16 protein-coding genes and 1 pseudogene are annotated in these 13,399 nt (G+C 57.6%); 9 read left to right on the top strand and 8 right to left on the bottom strand.

All coding sequences use genetic code 11. From position 1 onward, the window contains the following. Nucleotides 1-90: 90 nt before the first annotated feature. A complete protein-coding gene (locus KW841_RS04495) occupies nt 91-1,374 on the bottom strand; it encodes an MFS transporter (protein ID WP_218473905.1) in 1,284 nt (427 codons plus the stop codon). 135 nt (nt 1,375-1,509) lie between these two features. Between KW841_RS04495 and KW841_RS04490 the strand changes: the two genes are divergently transcribed. Continuing rightward, nucleotides 1,510-1,968, top strand: a complete 459-nt coding sequence (locus tag KW841_RS04490) for a helix-turn-helix domain-containing protein (protein WP_218473903.1) — start codon at nt 1,510-1,512, stop codon at nt 1,966-1,968. Nucleotides 1,969-2,066: 98 nt separating this feature from the next. On the opposite strand, the gene KW841_RS04485 is transcribed toward KW841_RS04490, so the two are convergent. From KW841_RS04485 to KW841_RS04475, 3 genes are all read right to left on the bottom strand, one after another. Then, complete coding sequence (locus KW841_RS04485) at nt 2,067-2,525, bottom strand: metallophosphoesterase family protein (protein ID WP_218474571.1); 459 nt, start codon at nt 2,523-2,525, stop codon at nt 2,067-2,069. 58 nt (nt 2,526-2,583) lie between these two features. Continuing rightward, a complete protein-coding gene (locus tag KW841_RS04480) occupies nt 2,584-3,039 on the bottom strand; it encodes a glycine zipper 2TM domain-containing protein (protein WP_218473901.1) in 456 nt (151 codons plus the stop codon). Nucleotides 3,040-3,122: 83 nt separating this feature from the next. Next, complete coding sequence (locus KW841_RS04475) at nt 3,123-3,821, bottom strand: potassium channel family protein (protein WP_218474570.1); 699 nt, start codon at nt 3,819-3,821, stop codon at nt 3,123-3,125. A 236-nt stretch (nt 3,822-4,057) separates the two neighbouring features. Here KW841_RS04475 and KW841_RS04470 point away from each other — a divergent pair, with 236 nt between their 5' ends. Next, complete coding sequence (locus KW841_RS04470; protein ID WP_218473900.1) at nt 4,058-4,831, top strand: ParA family protein; 774 nt, start codon at nt 4,058-4,060, stop codon at nt 4,829-4,831. A 57-nt stretch (nt 4,832-4,888) separates the two neighbouring features. Here the strand turns inward: KW841_RS04470 and KW841_RS04465 are convergent, their stop codons facing one another. Together KW841_RS04465 and KW841_RS04460 are read right to left on the bottom strand one after the other, a co-directional pair. Next, nucleotides 4,889-6,061 (bottom strand): DUF1624 domain-containing protein, encoded by a 1,173-nt coding sequence (locus KW841_RS04465; protein ID WP_218473898.1) that lies wholly within the window; start codon nt 6,059-6,061, stop codon nt 4,889-4,891. Nucleotides 6,062-6,214: 153 nt separating this feature from the next. Continuing rightward, nucleotides 6,215-6,562, bottom strand: a pseudogene (locus KW841_RS04460) (Tn3 family transposase); the annotation flags it as partial. Nucleotides 6,563-6,687: 125 nt separating this feature from the next. Here KW841_RS04460 and KW841_RS29575 point away from each other — a divergent pair. From KW841_RS29575 to KW841_RS04440, 3 genes are read left to right on the top strand one after another with little or no spacing between them, the layout of a single operon-like run. Next, nucleotides 6,688-6,918 carry a hypothetical protein gene (locus tag KW841_RS29575; protein ID WP_256357706.1) on the top strand — a complete coding sequence of 77 codons (231 nt, stop codon included), beginning with the start codon at nt 6,688-6,690 and terminating at the stop codon, nt 6,916-6,918. A 21-nt stretch (nt 6,919-6,939) separates the two neighbouring features. Beyond that, nucleotides 6,940-7,212, top strand: coding sequence for a CopG family ribbon-helix-helix protein (locus tag KW841_RS04445; RefSeq protein WP_218473896.1), 273 nt, complete (start codon nt 6,940-6,942; stop codon nt 7,210-7,212). Then, nucleotides 7,212-7,487, top strand: coding sequence for a type II toxin-antitoxin system RelE/ParE family toxin (locus KW841_RS04440; protein WP_218473894.1), 276 nt, complete (start codon nt 7,212-7,214; stop codon nt 7,485-7,487). The genes KW841_RS04445 and KW841_RS04440 overlap by 1 nt, the downstream gene beginning before the upstream one ends. A gap of 32 nt (nt 7,488-7,519) precedes the next feature. On the opposite strand, the gene KW841_RS04435 is transcribed toward KW841_RS04440, so the two are convergent. Next, on the bottom strand, nt 7,520-7,831 hold the full coding sequence (locus tag KW841_RS04435; protein ID WP_218473893.1) for a hypothetical protein: 312 nt from the start codon (nt 7,829-7,831) through the stop codon (nt 7,520-7,522). A 199-nt stretch (nt 7,832-8,030) separates the two neighbouring features. Here KW841_RS04435 and KW841_RS04430 point away from each other — a divergent pair, with 199 nt between their 5' ends. The 3 genes from KW841_RS04430 to KW841_RS04420 are packed head-to-tail and all read left to right on the top strand — an operon-like array spanning nt 8,031 to nt 11,105. Further along, nucleotides 8,031-8,843 carry an ABC transporter substrate-binding protein gene (locus tag KW841_RS04430; RefSeq protein WP_116579466.1) on the top strand — a complete coding sequence of 271 codons (813 nt, stop codon included), beginning with the start codon at nt 8,031-8,033 and terminating at the stop codon, nt 8,841-8,843. Next, a complete protein-coding gene (locus tag KW841_RS04425; RefSeq protein WP_218473891.1) occupies nt 8,840-9,685 on the top strand; it encodes an amino acid ABC transporter permease in 846 nt (281 codons plus the stop codon). Before KW841_RS04430 ends, KW841_RS04425 begins: the two co-directional genes overlap by 4 nt. A 37-nt stretch (nt 9,686-9,722) precedes the next feature. Then, complete coding sequence (locus KW841_RS04420) at nt 9,723-11,105, top strand: LLM class flavin-dependent oxidoreductase (RefSeq protein ID WP_218473889.1); 1,383 nt, start codon at nt 9,723-9,725, stop codon at nt 11,103-11,105. 440 nt (nt 11,106-11,545) lie between these two features. Here KW841_RS04420 and KW841_RS04415 read toward each other — a convergent pair whose 3' ends face one another. Beyond that, entirely contained in the window at nt 11,546-12,322 is a 777-nt protein-coding gene (locus KW841_RS04415; RefSeq protein ID WP_218473887.1) for an ABC transporter substrate-binding protein, read from the bottom strand. Nucleotides 12,323-12,478: 156 nt separating this feature from the next. Between KW841_RS04415 and KW841_RS04410 the strand changes: the two genes are divergently transcribed. Then, a complete protein-coding gene (locus tag KW841_RS04410; protein WP_256357705.1) occupies nt 12,479-13,357 on the top strand; it encodes an MliC family protein in 879 nt (292 codons plus the stop codon). Nucleotides 13,358-13,399 lie beyond the last annotated feature (42 nt).

Raw genomic sequence — 13,399 nt, 5'->3', positions numbered from 1 at the left:
CCCGGTTGGCGCAGACGAAAAGTTTGATCACTGAGAGATTCACGCCCCTCATGGCCGCAATCGAAATGGCGAGCAAGAGGTGTCGGGTTTTCATGCGAATCTTCCTTGATCGATCGTTGAGGAATGACAACTGATCAACCACAGCACCAGGGCCGTCGCACTGATCGAGGCACCCAGCAGGCTGACGGCTGTCCAACCCCAGTGCGCATACACCTGGGTCGCGGCCGCGGCCCCCAGTGCGCTGCCCACCGAATAAAAGCACATGTAGGCGCCCACCATGCGGCTTTGGGCGTCGGGGCGTGCGGCAAAAATGAGGCTCTGGTTGGTGACGTGTACGGCTTGCACCGCGAAGTCGAGCAGGACCACTGCGCACACCAGCGCGATCAGTGACGTCTGCGCAAACGCGCTGGGCAACCAGGACAGCGTCAGGATCACCAGCGAAAGACCGGTCACGCGTTGCCCCAGCCCCTGGTCGGCCCAGCGACCGGCTCTTCTGGCAGCAAGGGCACCGGCGACGCCGGCCAGGCCGAACAGGCCGATGGCTGTGTGCGACAGCGACAGCGGAGGCGCGCTCAGTGGCAGCACCATGGATGTCCACAACACCGAAAACGCGGCAAAGATCAGCAAGGCCAGCAGACCCCGGATGCGCAAGACCGGTTCGGTCATGAACAGCCTGAACAGCGAACGGATGAGTGCCGGGTAGGTGTTTCGGTTGCGTGGAGACACGGTGGCGGGCAGCACTTTCCAGAACACCGCCGCGAGGACCAGCATCAATCCTGAAGAAACGAAATACACGGCGCGCCAGCCCGCCAGATCGGCGATCAGCCCAGAGGTAAACCGCGCCAGAAGAATGCCCAGGACAATGCCGCTGGTGACGGTGCCCACGGCCTGGCCGCGTTGTGACGGCGTTGCCAGTACGGCGGCATAGGCCACCAGCACTTGAACCATCACCGCCAGCAATCCCACGATGACCATGGCGCCCAACAGGGCCAGCCATTGCTGCGCTGCGCCGACCCCCGCCAGTGCTACCGCAGACAGCAGCACTTGCGTGAGGATCAACCGCTTGCGGTTGAGCAGGTCGCCCAGCGGGACGATGAACAGCAACCCCAGCGCGTAACCGACCTGGGTAGCCGTCACCACGACCCCGATCATCGATGAGGCAACCCCCAGGCTCTGAGCCATTGAATCGAGCAGGGGTTGAGCGAAATACACGTTGGCGACTGCCAGCGCGCAGGTGACGGAAAACAGCAGCGTAAGCGACGCAGACAGCCCGGCGGTCCTGTCTGCGCGGGCGCTTTCTCCATTATCCGCATCGGGCAGGCCCGAAGCCTGCGGGTCGAAAGGGCAGGTGGCTGAATCGGCATCGGCTGTCACAGGAGCCTCCGTGGCGCTAAACTGGTTTCAATTAAAAACTGGATTGAATTGTTATCGAGTCAGGTTTTAAATTGCAACCACTTTGCTCGGGATTGCACGGCAGGCCCGGCAATCTTTATCCGGAAGGTCAATACGATGGTCGAAGACACTTCATCCCACAGCAGCGAATGCCCGGTAGCCAGATCACTGGAGGCCATTGGTGATCGATGGTCGCTGATGATCATCCGCGACGCATTCGATGGCGTTCGCCGATTCAGCGAATTTCAGAAAAGCCTGGGCGTGGCCAAGAACATACTGGCATCGCGCTTGAAAACTCTGGTTGAGGTCGGTGTGTTCGACGTTCAACCCGCGTCAGACGGCAGTGCCTACAAGGAGTACGTGCTTACGGAAAAAGGGCGGGCGATCTTTCCGGTGGTGGTCAGCCTGCGGCAGTGGGGTGAACGTTTCCTGTTCAAGCGCGAAGAGACGCGTTCTGTGCTGCTGGACAATGAGCTCGGCCAGACGCTGATGCCGATTGAAGTTCGTTCCTCGAGCGGCCAGAAACTTGGGCCGGCCGACTGCCACAGGGTCAGAGTGGTTGCCGACGAGTCGTGAATCGATGGCCCATGCGTTCGAGGGGGCAGTCATTGTTCGATGTTTCAATTTTTCGGCTTGGCGCTGTATGACCCGTGCGCAGGTGCCTGGCAGATGAATCAGTCGAGCAGTGACACCAGCCGAGGTTCGATGGACTGTGCAGACAGGTCCAGCAGCGCCAGGGTGACCGGTAACTTGAAACGTCGACGCCCGGCGCTGCCCGGATTCAGGAACAGTCGTTCGCCGCGCCATTCGATGCCTGGTTTATGCGAGTGACCGGTGATCACCAGGTCGATATGCTCATCTGGATGGATTGCAAGGTCGGCGATGTCATGCACCAGCAGCACCTTCCAGCCGTTTAGGTTCAGGCGCAGACAGTCGGGCAGCTCGCGCGCCCAGGGTGCGTCCAGGTCGTTGTTGCCACGCACCCCATGCACCGGTGCAATGGCCGCCAATTGGTCGAGGATGTGCGCGCTGCCGATGTCGCCGGCGTGAATGATGCAATCGCTGCCCAGCAGGGCGGCGATCGCTTCGGGGCGGAGCAGGCCGTGGGTGTCGGAGATGACACCGACTTTCATCGCGGGCGGGTCGAGCGGCATTCTGACGGGCCTGTCTGCTGTGCGATTGTCGCCGCCACTAACCTTGCGGCACCACCCGCGCTTCGTTTCCAGTGCCCTCGACATAAACCTTCAGGCCTTTTGTCAGCGCCGGATTGATTGGCTGGGTCACCTGAACCAGCACGCCGCTTTGGGTCCGGACGATGATCTGCTGAGCGTCCACGGGCTGATCATACTTTTTCTTTTCGACGTAATTGCCGCCAACCCCGCCGGCGAGGGCACCGGCAACCATCGCCACATCCCGACCGGTTCCCTGGCCGACCAGGCTTCCCAAGGCTAAACCGCCAAGGCCGCCCAAAATGGCGCCGACGCCGCTATCGTGGTTGGTCTGCATCTGTGTGAGTGTAATCTGCTCGATTTTCCCCGAACGGATCTGCGTCTCGCCAGCGCCTCCGCTCCCGGCGCCGACCGCGGCACAGCCGCCGAGCACCAGCCCAAGAAACGTAACCGACAGCCAGGAAGCGATAGTTTTCATCGTCGAACTCCATTTTCAGGGGAATAGATCATGCAAACGCTTCAATTCACGTTAGACGAAAAAGCCTGGTGCATTCGGTTCTTTCACTTGGCCTGATTCGATGGATAAAGACCGGCGAACCGCGCAATCACGACACCCACGTAAAAAACGCCGGAAAATTCTTCGACCATCACCAGTGAACGGGCATGGTTGGTCATCGGGATAAAATCACCGTAACCGGTGGTTGTGAGCGTCGTGAAGCTGAAATAAATCAGTTTGAAGAACGTGCCGGGCTGTGTGAAGTCGAGGTGGCCTGGGCCGAATGAACCGGCACTGGACATCTCGACCAGGGCATATACGAACGACCAGACGAAGGCCAGCATGATGTAACCCGCAAGCGCGCCATGCAGCTTGTCCGCTGTAATCGGTCCGCGCTTTAGAATATAGCGAAGCACTCCGCTGAACGAGACGGCAAGAGACGCCGTATAAGCTATCCCGGCAAGGCCAAGAATCGCGGTACTTTCAGCCAACAACGCCGCCCATTGAAGACCAACCCCAAGCAGCGCCAGTCCCAGCTTGAGGATGAACCCCCGCCGAGTCTGCCGGGTGGCGAAAGCACCCACGAGCAGCACGATTGAAAACAGAATGCCAAGCAACGTACGAGCAAACAGACCTTCTTCAAGAAAGGGAAACAGCAGGATCAATCCCAGCAAGAGCAGCAATAGATAGGTGCAGGGACCTTTCCCTATAAGCATCTGAGCTAAACCCTCGTCGGAGTCGGGTTTATCTTGCGGATCTGTCATATCGGTTTCCCAAAGGGCCAAGTAGTGCTTCGGACCTGACGTCGCACGGTTGAAATCAGACTTGGCTTCAGAATAGTCGGCAGTACGATTCAAGTCGTGAATGGGTGTGGAATGCTCTAGTCCGCGCCTTCAGGCAACCCCTGTCGTGAAACTGTAATATTGCAGTCATAGAATTGACATGACCGCTTACATTTACTACAGATGGCCTTTGGCCTTTTCATGGATGAGCAAGCCACATGCGTCGTGTCGTATTCAATCAAAAAGGCGGCGTTGGAAAATCCAGCATCGCCTGCAATCTTGCGGCTGTGAGTGCTGCCGAAGGGTACCGAACGCTGCTGGTTGATCTCGATCCCCAGGCAAACTCGACTCACTACCTCACGGGGCTGAGCAACGAGCATATTCCTGCCGGCATAGCCGATTTCTTCAAGCAGACGTTGTCCGGCGGCTTCGAAGGCAGGCGCCATCGGGTATCCATCACCGAGACCCATTACAACAACCTCCACCTGGTGACCGCGAGTCCCGATCTGGCAGACCTGCAGGCAAGACTCGAGAGCAAGTTCAAGATCAACAAGCTGCGCAAATTGCTGGTTGAACTGTCCGAGGATTATGAGCGCATCTATATCGATACGCCGCCTTCGCTGAACTTCTACACCTTCAGCGCTTTGGTGGCGGCGGACAGGTTGCTGATTCCATTCGATTGCGACAGCTTTTCTCGCCAGGCAATGTACCGGGTCATCGCTCAAGTCGAAGAACTGCGACTCGATCACAATGAGTCACTTGAAGTGGAAGGGGTGGTGGTGAACCAGTTCACCGGGCACACCGGTTTTCACCAGAATGTCGTCAATGAACTGCTGGCCGAAGGCTTGCCAGTGCTGCCGGTTTATCTCAGCAGTTCCGTCAAGATGCGCGAGTCTCACGAAGTGTCTGTCCCCATCGTGCATCTGGCCCCGCGCCACCGGCTCTCACTGGAGTACGCGGGCTTGCTGGATGCACTGGAGCGGGCGGCCTGACAGCGCGTCCTTGTCTACGCGCTATTACCAGCCGCCCGCGAAAAACCTGTGCCCTGATCAGAAGTATTTGAGCCAGCCAATATCACGACGACGAGCCTTCAATGCGGCAAACCAGCGTACAGGTAGAAACAGCGTTGTAGCCAAGAGCGCGGCCATCAGCCACACCGCCCAGATGCTCGCGAAACCGAAGTAGTTGCCCTGATTCAAACCGAACAACGCCACATGGGTCAGATACAGCATTTTCAGCGCGTAAAGATGGAGCAGGTAGAAGAACATCGGCGCCGCGCCAAATACCGCCAGAGTGCTGATCCACTTGCGTTGCTGAGCCCGCTCCAAGCCAGGCAGCAGCAACAGGCCCACCCCTAGCGTCAGCGAGAGGAACAGCAGGGACGGTGGGTACTTTGTGATGTTGAAGAAACTCATGAGGGTTTGTGTGGTGCTTTCATAGAGCACCCAATGTGCCTCGCCATAACCGTTAACCAGGCGCAGTGCGATGAAACCGGTCACTGCGCTGGCCCCGGCCAGCAAAAGATAACGCTGACGCACGGTGGCCGAGGTTGAGCGTGTGAACCAGGGGCCGATGCAGTAACCCAGGGCGATGACACCGATCCACGGCAGCAGGGGGTAGGAAGTGCGCAGGCGCAAGCTGTCGGAGAATTCGATCCAGCCGCGATCATGCAAGATTGCCCAGGGCAGGTGCATCGCTGATCCGACCGGGAAGTGCAGAGAATCGAGCAGGTTGTGCCCGGCGACGATGACCAGACCCAGCACACACAGGAACGGCCGAGGGAGCCAGACCAGTGCAGCGAGGGCCGTCATGCTCAGGCCAATCGCCCAGATCACCTGCAGGTAGATCACATTGGGCGGCAACTGGAATGTCCAGGCGAAATTCACCAGGGTGAACTCCAGCAGAACCAGGAACAGACCACGCTTGAACAGGAACATCGACACAGCTTTCTTGCCCTGGTGCTTTTCGCCGTACAGATAGGCGGACAGTCCTGTAAGAAGAACGAACACCGGCGCACACAGATGGGCGAGGGTTCGGCTGAAAAACAGCGCCGGTTCGGTGGTGTCGATGACCATCGGGTCGGCTACCTGGCGGTGTAGCAAGAACGTCTCGCGCACGTGATCCAGCAGCATCAATAGGATCACCAATCCCCTGAGGGCATCGATGGATAGCAGGCGCTGGCTTACGCTCGTGGCGGGCGGAATCTGATTGAAGTTTGTCATCGAAAGTCGCAGGCAGGGAGGGTGGATAGCTCTGCCAGTAGCCACCGACAGATTATTCGTAGTTACAGTATAACATAATATAGACCTGTCCCGTGAACGCTCTGGCCATTGATTCGATATGGGGAGCCTACAAAACTCGGAGAAAATCGTACGCTAAGGTTTTCCGACCTGCCGTAGCGGCCTGAATGTACCGTCTTCCAGCTTGCGGCTCTGCCGCCAGATGTAATCGCCGGTCAGGTTGACGTGTTCCCAACCCAACGGCGACAGGTATTGAAACAGGTCGGTGTTCACCGGCTTTCCAGCGTCAGTCAGCCCTTGGGTTGCCCGCTCCAGGTAGACCGTGTTCCGCAGCACAATGGCGGCGGTCACCAGGTTGAGGCCGGTGGCCCGGTAGTGTTGCTGCTCGAAGCTCCGATCCCTGATTTCACCGAGACGGTTGAAGAACACCGCCCTGGCCAAGGTATTGCGAGCCTCTCCCTTGTTCAAGCCTGCATGCAGCCTGACATCAGGTTAGGGTATAACCCAACCTGACGGTACAACTTGATGATGTATAATTATTCACTATGATTAGCATTAAATCGAACTGACCAAAATTAGTGCAGAGTAAATCTGTCAAGGATCGGCCGATGAACCATTCCAGCCCATTAACTCTCCAGAATGCTACCCATCGCGATTCCGCGTGGGAACGCGCAGTCAACTACGAGAAGGAAGAGAGACCGATTCGCCCTGTGTGCAAAATTTTGGTCAAGGGCGAGAAGGCCCGCGTGGCGGGTTCTGGAGACATCGTGAACCGTGGTAGTCCCCCGATCCGCGATCATTCCGTTGCAGGATCCGGCGACATCAAATTCAAGAAGTAACGATCAGGAGTAACCCTCATCATGGCAACCACCGCGAAAACTCGATCTGTCACGGCTCACGTCCCTGAGCAACTGGCCCAAAAGGTCGATTTGATGGCCGAGCGTCTGGAACGCTCCAAAAACTGGATCGTCAAACAGGCTCTGTCCGCTTGGATAGAGCAGGAAGAAGAGCGTAGTCGTCTGACCCGTGAGGCCTTGGCCGATGTTGACGCTGGTCGCGTTATTGACCACCAAGCAGTCCAAGCCTGGGCTGATAGCCTCAGCGCCGACACTCCGTTGCCGGTGCCGCGCTGATGGAATTGAAGTGGACACGCAAGGCGCTTTCCGACATTACCCGACTGTACGAGTTTCTGGCCTCGGTGAATCAGCCAGCCGCCGCTCGAACAGTGCAGCAACTCACAGCCGCACCTACCACGCTGCTGACCAACCCGCGCATTGGCGAACGCTTGGAGGAGTTCGAACCAAGGGATGTGCGCCGAATTCAAATCGGCCAATACGAGATGCGTTACGAGATACTGGATTCGACTATCTACCTGCTGCGCCTGTGGCACACCCGTGAAGACCGATAGCCTGGCAGGACAGAGGCCTGAACCGGCCTCTGTCATTTGCAGATAGCAAGACCCCGTAGCATTGAAACGAGAGCCGCTACACCTAAGCAGGCGATCAAAAACGCGGCTTCTGGATCGGGCAGGTGTTTGACGTTGACCCGTACACCGATATTGGCCACCACCAGATTGGCGAATTCTTCGGTGCTGTAAAACGCGGCGTCAGGCGCAAAAGTATTGGGCCAGAGCATGGCGACGGTACCCGCAATGCCACCTGCGACAACCCCTGCGCTGACGGCAGCACCGGACAACCCCAGCGACAACGAGCCACCGGCTCGCACATGGCTTACGTTGGTTTTTGGTTCCATAGCTCCCCAACCCCCAACCTGGCAGACCTACTCCAGATCAAAAAGCCTGAGCGTACGATTTTTTCCGAATTCTGTGGGCTCCCAGATATAGCCTGAAGCGAGTTGCTTATTCCATAAATAAAGTACAAATGTGTTTTATAGTGCGTTTTAATCTATTCAAGATTTTTTGAATTGATTGGAGCATTTGTCTTTGAAAACTATGGCGCTTCTACCCTTTGGCCTGGCGTTGCTCGCTACCTGCTCAACGGCTTTCGCGGGTGCGACCCTGGATCGCGTGACACAAAAAGGCGAGCTGACCGGCGTCCTGATGGAAAGTTATCCGCCGTTCTCGTTTCTCAATGAGCAGAACCAACTCGACGGGTTTGACGTGGATGTTGCCAAGGCTGTTGCGCAACGCCTCGGGGTCAAACTCAAACTGGAAACACCGTCCTGGGATGTGATTGCCGCCGGCCGCTGGAGTGGGCGCTATGACATCTGCGTCTGCTCGATGACCCCGAGCAAGGCACGGGCCGAGGTGTTTGATTTTCCGGTCGAGTATTACCAGTCGCCGGCCGTCATCGTGGTGAACGCCAAGGACAAGGACATCACGGCGGGCAAAGACTTGTCCGGCAAAAAAGTCGGTGTGATCAGCGCGTCGACTTACGAAGCCTATTTGAACAAGGATCTGGTGATTGAGGGCGCCGAGGACAAGCCGTTGAACTATCCGTTCGATAACGTCCAAGTGGCCCCTTATGACAATGAAACAGTGGCCTTCCAGGACTTGGCGCTGGGCACAGGCGTGCGTCTGGATGCCATGGTCACCAACCTCATCACCGCTCGCGAGCGGATTGCCCAGGATCCGCGCTTCAAAATAGCCGGCGAAACGTTGTATGCCGAACCGAACGTCGTGGCCATTGAAAAGGGCGATCCGCAATGGAATGCCAAAGTCACCGAGGTCATTACTCAACTCAAGACTGACGGTACGCTGAGCAAGATTTCGCAGAAGTGGATCGGTGCCGACATCAGCCAATGACAGCCCTCAACCCACACCCGGCCAAGGCGACTGCCGCCCCTGCAATCGAGACGCGCCGCCTTAGCCAATTGTTTGGATTTCGCACTCGCCTGTATTTGACGTGGGCGGCGTTGTCTGGATTGTGCGTCCTGTTCTTCATGAGCTTCGATTTGAAGTTTTCGATCATCCTGGAGAAATGGCCCAATCTGGTCGGCCTGCACCTTGGGCCAAACGGTTTCCTGCAAGGCGCCGCGCTCACGTTGTTCCTGTGTTTCTGTTCGATCTGGCTTTCATTGTTCCTTGGCTTTGTGACGGCGCTGGCGCGACTGTCACGCAGCGCGGTGGCATTCGGTATCGCCAGTTTCTACGCGTCTTTTTTTCGCGGTACACCGCTGCTGATCCAGATCCTGCTGATCTATCTGGGCTTGCCGCAGTTGGGCGTTGTACCCGGGGCAATCAGCGCGGGGATCATTGCGCTTTCGCTTAACTATGGGGCCTATCTGAGCGAGATCTTTCGCGCCGGCATCCTGGCTGTCGCACCCGGGCAGCGCGAAGCGGCGAAGGCGCTGGGTCTTGGGCCAAGGGCGACCTTTGTGCACATCATCTTGCCGCAAGCCATGCGCACGATCATTCCGCCGACAACCAGCCAGTTCATTTCAATGCTCAAGGACTCATCGCTGATTTCGGTGATGGGGGTGTGGGAGGTCATGTTTCTGGCGCAGTCCTATGGCCGCTCTTCCTATCGCTACATCGAAATGCTCACCACCGCAGCGGTCATCTATTGGTTGCTGTCCATCGGGCTGGAATTGATACAGCACCGCCTTGAGCGCCACTACGGCAAAGGTTTCAAGAATCAGCGGTGAACCGCCGCGTTTAATGACTTTATCTATAGGAACCACGATGTCTGATCCAAAACCTCTTTTGTTTGCGCTCTATGAGCAAGCCAGTGTGGGCTGTGGCGGCGCGCCAAGCCTTTGGACCCATCCCGCTGACGAACGACTGGCGATCAATTCTCTGGGGTATTGGTCGAACCTGGCGCGCATTGCCGATCAGGCTCACCTCGACATGCTGTTTTTTGGTGATGTGCTGGGCTTCTACGATGTATTTGGTGGCAACGCCGATGCGGCGATGAAGTGGGCCGTGGAAGCCCCGGCGAACGATCCGCTGATGATCATTCCGGCATTGGCCGCCGTTACGGAAAACCTGGCCTTTGGCGTTACCGTGACCACCAGCTACGAACATCCCTTCACCCATGCCCGTCGCTTCAGCACGCTGGATCACCTCACCAACGGCCGGGTCGGCTGGAACATCGTCACCTCATACCTGTCCAGCGCCGCCCGAAACTTCGGCCTGGAGCAGATGATCAAGCACGATGACCGCTATGAACGTGCCGAAGAGTTTCTTGATGTGGTCTACAAACTCTGGGAGGGCAGTTGGGCCGACGACGCCGTGGTCGCGGACAAGGCGCGCCAGCTCTACGCTCGGGGCGAGCGCGTGCGGCCGATCAATCATGAGGGTGAGCATTACCGGGTGGCCGGGCCGCATTTGACGTCCCCATCGCCACAACGCACGCCTTTGTTGATTCAGGCGGGCTGGTCGGGGCGCGGTCGTGAGTTCGCCGCCAAGCACGCCGAATTGATCTTCATTGCCAAGTCCAACCCGCAGGAAATTCGCCTGGGGCTGGAGGAAATCTGGGCCAAGGCCCAGGCACGTGGCCGTCAGCGTGAGGATGTGAAGTCCCTGACAGTGCTGCGAATCGTCACCGCGAAAACCGAGATTGAGGCTCAGCGCAAGTACGACGAACTGCAAAGCAACTATCACTTGCAGGCGCAACTGGTCAGTTACGCGGGCGACACCGGCATTGATATCGGCCGCTATGCCGACAGTGAGGCGCTTTCCACCTACACCGAGGGCATGACCTCCTATGTGATGCATCCCGATGGCAGTGGCAAACCGTTGACGGCAGGCGACGTCAAACAGCGTTTTGCCAACGTCACCCGAGGCAGTGATCTTATTCTTGTGGGCACCCCTCACCAGGTGGCCGAGCGCATTGAGGAACACGCAAGGATATCCGGTACCAGCGGTTACATGATTAACCCGCTGATCAGCCCGGGCAGTCTTGAGGATTTCGTAGAACTGGTGATCCCTGAATTGCAGAAACGCGGGCTCTACCGCACCCAACCGCAAAGCGGTACCTTCCGCTCGCGGTTACGGGGTGACGGTTCAAACCATTTGCCGGCGTCGGCTTATGGCGCTTCGTTCCGTTTCAATGAAGGTTTGTAGTGGTCAGGCCTGGAGGTCACTTGTAGGCGCTGGCTTGCCCGCGATGGTCGTTAACGATAACGCGTTTGAACCGGGTAAACGCGGTCCTTTGTAGCTGGCTTGTCGGGTCGCCGCATCGCAGTGATGGTCGTTAACGATAACGCGTTTGAACTGGATAAACGCGGCGCACTGGAGTCCATCGCCAGCAAGCTGGCTCCTACAGGACGCGGTCACTTGTAGGAGCTGGCTTGCCAGCGATGGTCGTTAACGATAACGCGGGTGAACTGGATGAACGCGGCGTACTTGAATCCATCGCCAGCAGGCTGGCTCCTACAGGACGCGGTCACTTGAGCTGGCTTGCCAGCGATGGTCGTTAACGATAACGCGGGTGAACTGGATGAACGCGGCGTACTTGAATCCATCGCCAGCAGGCTGGCTCCTACAGTGAAACCCTGGGCGATTCACTGCTCAGGAAACCAGCGCTGGTGAAGCTTCTTGAGCACACCGTTGGCCTCGATGCGTCGATAGCCTTCGTCATACTTTTCCAGTGCTCGCAATCCGTCTGGATGGGACAGGCTAAAACCTATCGTCGAGTTCACCAGTCCGCAATTGAAGGCGAAGCGCACGGTATCTTCTGTCCCTGACTGCTGAGCCTTTCGGTTTCGGACCTCGAGGTCGTTGCTCATGATCACGGCTGCCTGAAAGCGCCGAGCAGCGAGTTTCTGGAGGCTCGTCAAGTCTGAGAGGGAATTCTCGAACACGACCCCTGAAGCCTGGAGTGCCATGACCTGGGCTGAGTATTCGTAATCTCTGGTGATGCCGACGACGGTGCCGGGCGGCAAATTACATTGACCGTCCGGGGGCTTCGGCAAGGGGGTCTTGATGGATTCAAAAACATCGTTACTGACGTTGAATATCGGTCGCGTCGCCAGTTTGATCTTGCCCTGGAATTCGGGTTGCCAGCTCATGTTGAAGCACGCGGCGACCTGGCCGTTGAGCACCATGTACTTGCAGCGTGAATAGGGCACTACTTTTAACCTGGCCTCCATGGCCATCTCTTTGAAGGCGGCGAGGACCACGTCGTTGGCGTACCCTGTACCGTCGCGGTTTGACCAGGGTGCGGCGGCATCTTCTACCATGATTGTCAGCGTTTCATGCGCCTGCTGTGCGGCGTTGGCACTCGCTGCCAGCAATTGGAGGAGACACGCCAGAAGGGTCGGAGCAAGATATGGCCACATTCTGCGATAAGTCCTTTTATAACCCTGGAGGCTTCATTGAGTGCTTCATTCCAGCGCTGGCGGTCAGGTATTCAAGTGTCGGCATGCTGTCCGGTTTCTGTTCGTCCTCGCTGATTATAACAAGCCCGTAGTGGTCGACCCGACGGATGTCGGCTTATGCCGTTGTTTGACGACGGCCCGGATCAAAAAGGACTGCACATGACCCAGTATCTTGCCTTGCTTTTTGTCGGCGCTACAGGAATTGCCCAGGCGCAAACCCTATGCTCTGACGCCTGGTACCAAGCGATCGAAAAGAGACTGCAAACTGCCGATGCGCAAGGGCACGGGCCTGATATTGGCTCCGACGAATGGAAATCGGTGATCGAATTCAAAGCCGGGGTTCGCGGTGGGGCAAACGTCCCTGAACGAAACTCCGAAAAGTGGTGCACGTACATTGATCAGCAGACCAAGGCGATGCAGGCGACCGGGAGCGACGCCGGAAAACCCCTGACGGTCAATGGGACGCCTGGCCCTTCTTACGATTGCGCCAAGGTGGAGCCCGACGGTATCGAGGCGATGATCTGTGAGGACAAGGACTTGTCCGCGCTCGATCGCCAGCTGTCGCAGGTTTATGCCAGTGCGCGTATCAAGGCCGGCAACGAGCATCCTCCCACGCTGAAAGCAGAGCAACGTGGATGGATCAAGGGGCGCGATGACTGCTGGAAGAGCGATGACGCGGGTGCCTGCGTACGCATGGAATACCAGCGCCGCATCGCCGAGTTGCAGGCACGGTACCGACTGGTAGCGGGCACAGGGCCGGTTTACTACGAGTGCGACGGCAACCCGGCTAACGAGGTCACGGCCATGTTCTTCAACACCGATCCGCCGACATTGATCGCCGAGCGTGGCGATAGCGTATCGCTGATGTACCAGCAGCCAGGCGGCAGTGGCATTAAATACCTTGGGCGCAATGAGACCCTTTGGGAGCATCAGGCCGAGACGACAATCACGTGGGGATACGGTGCGCCCGAGTCGCACTGCAAAAGAAAACCTTGAACCTGCGCGCCTGATCAAAGCGCGCAATCAAACTCTGAGGTC

The organism is Pseudomonas sp. PDM28 (assembly GCF_019219115.1).
In the GTDB taxonomy this organism is placed as follows: domain Bacteria; phylum Pseudomonadota; class Gammaproteobacteria; order Pseudomonadales; family Pseudomonadaceae; genus Aquipseudomonas; species Aquipseudomonas laurylsulfatiphila.
Note: the sequence above shows the minus strand (reverse complement) of the source record. Positions and strands in the feature narration are given on the sequence as shown.

What these genes read in the sequence shown, in the direction of transcription:
- KW841_RS04490 (WP_218473903.1), top strand. Translation starts at nt 1,510, where the DNA reads ATGGTCGAAGACACTTCATCCCACAGCAGCGAATGCCCGGTAGCCAGA.
- KW841_RS04485 (WP_218474571.1), bottom strand. Translation starts at nt 2,525, where the DNA reads ATGAAAGTCGGTGTCATCTCCGACACCCACGGCCTGCTCCGCCCCGAA.
- KW841_RS04480 (WP_218473901.1), bottom strand. Translation starts at nt 3,039, where the DNA reads ATGAAAACTATCGCTTCCTGGCTGTCGGTTACGTTTCTTGGGCTGGTG.
- KW841_RS04475 (WP_218474570.1), bottom strand. Translation starts at nt 3,821, where the DNA reads ATGACAGATCCGCAAGATAAACCCGACTCCGACGAGGGTTTAGCTCAG.
- KW841_RS04470 (WP_218473900.1), top strand. Translation starts at nt 4,058, where the DNA reads ATGCGTCGTGTCGTATTCAATCAAAAAGGCGGCGTTGGAAAATCCAGC.
- KW841_RS04465 (WP_218473898.1), bottom strand. Translation starts at nt 6,061, where the DNA reads ATGACAAACTTCAATCAGATTCCGCCCGCCACGAGCGTAAGCCAGCGC.
- KW841_RS29575 (WP_256357706.1), top strand. Translation starts at nt 6,688, where the DNA reads ATGAACCATTCCAGCCCATTAACTCTCCAGAATGCTACCCATCGCGAT.
- KW841_RS04445 (WP_218473896.1), top strand. Translation starts at nt 6,940, where the DNA reads ATGGCAACCACCGCGAAAACTCGATCTGTCACGGCTCACGTCCCTGAG.
- KW841_RS04440 (WP_218473894.1), top strand. Translation starts at nt 7,212, where the DNA reads ATGGAATTGAAGTGGACACGCAAGGCGCTTTCCGACATTACCCGACTG.
- KW841_RS04435 (WP_218473893.1), bottom strand. Translation starts at nt 7,831, where the DNA reads ATGGAACCAAAAACCAACGTAAGCCATGTGCGAGCCGGTGGCTCGTTG.
- KW841_RS04430 (WP_116579466.1), top strand. Translation starts at nt 8,031, where the DNA reads ATGGCGCTTCTACCCTTTGGCCTGGCGTTGCTCGCTACCTGCTCAACG.
- KW841_RS04425 (WP_218473891.1), top strand. Translation starts at nt 8,840, where the DNA reads ATGACAGCCCTCAACCCACACCCGGCCAAGGCGACTGCCGCCCCTGCA.
- KW841_RS04420 (WP_218473889.1), top strand. Translation starts at nt 9,723, where the DNA reads ATGTCTGATCCAAAACCTCTTTTGTTTGCGCTCTATGAGCAAGCCAGT.
- KW841_RS04415 (WP_218473887.1), bottom strand. Translation starts at nt 12,322, where the DNA reads ATGTGGCCATATCTTGCTCCGACCCTTCTGGCGTGTCTCCTCCAATTG.
- KW841_RS04410 (WP_256357705.1), top strand. Translation starts at nt 12,479, where the DNA reads ATGCCGTTGTTTGACGACGGCCCGGATCAAAAAGGACTGCACATGACC.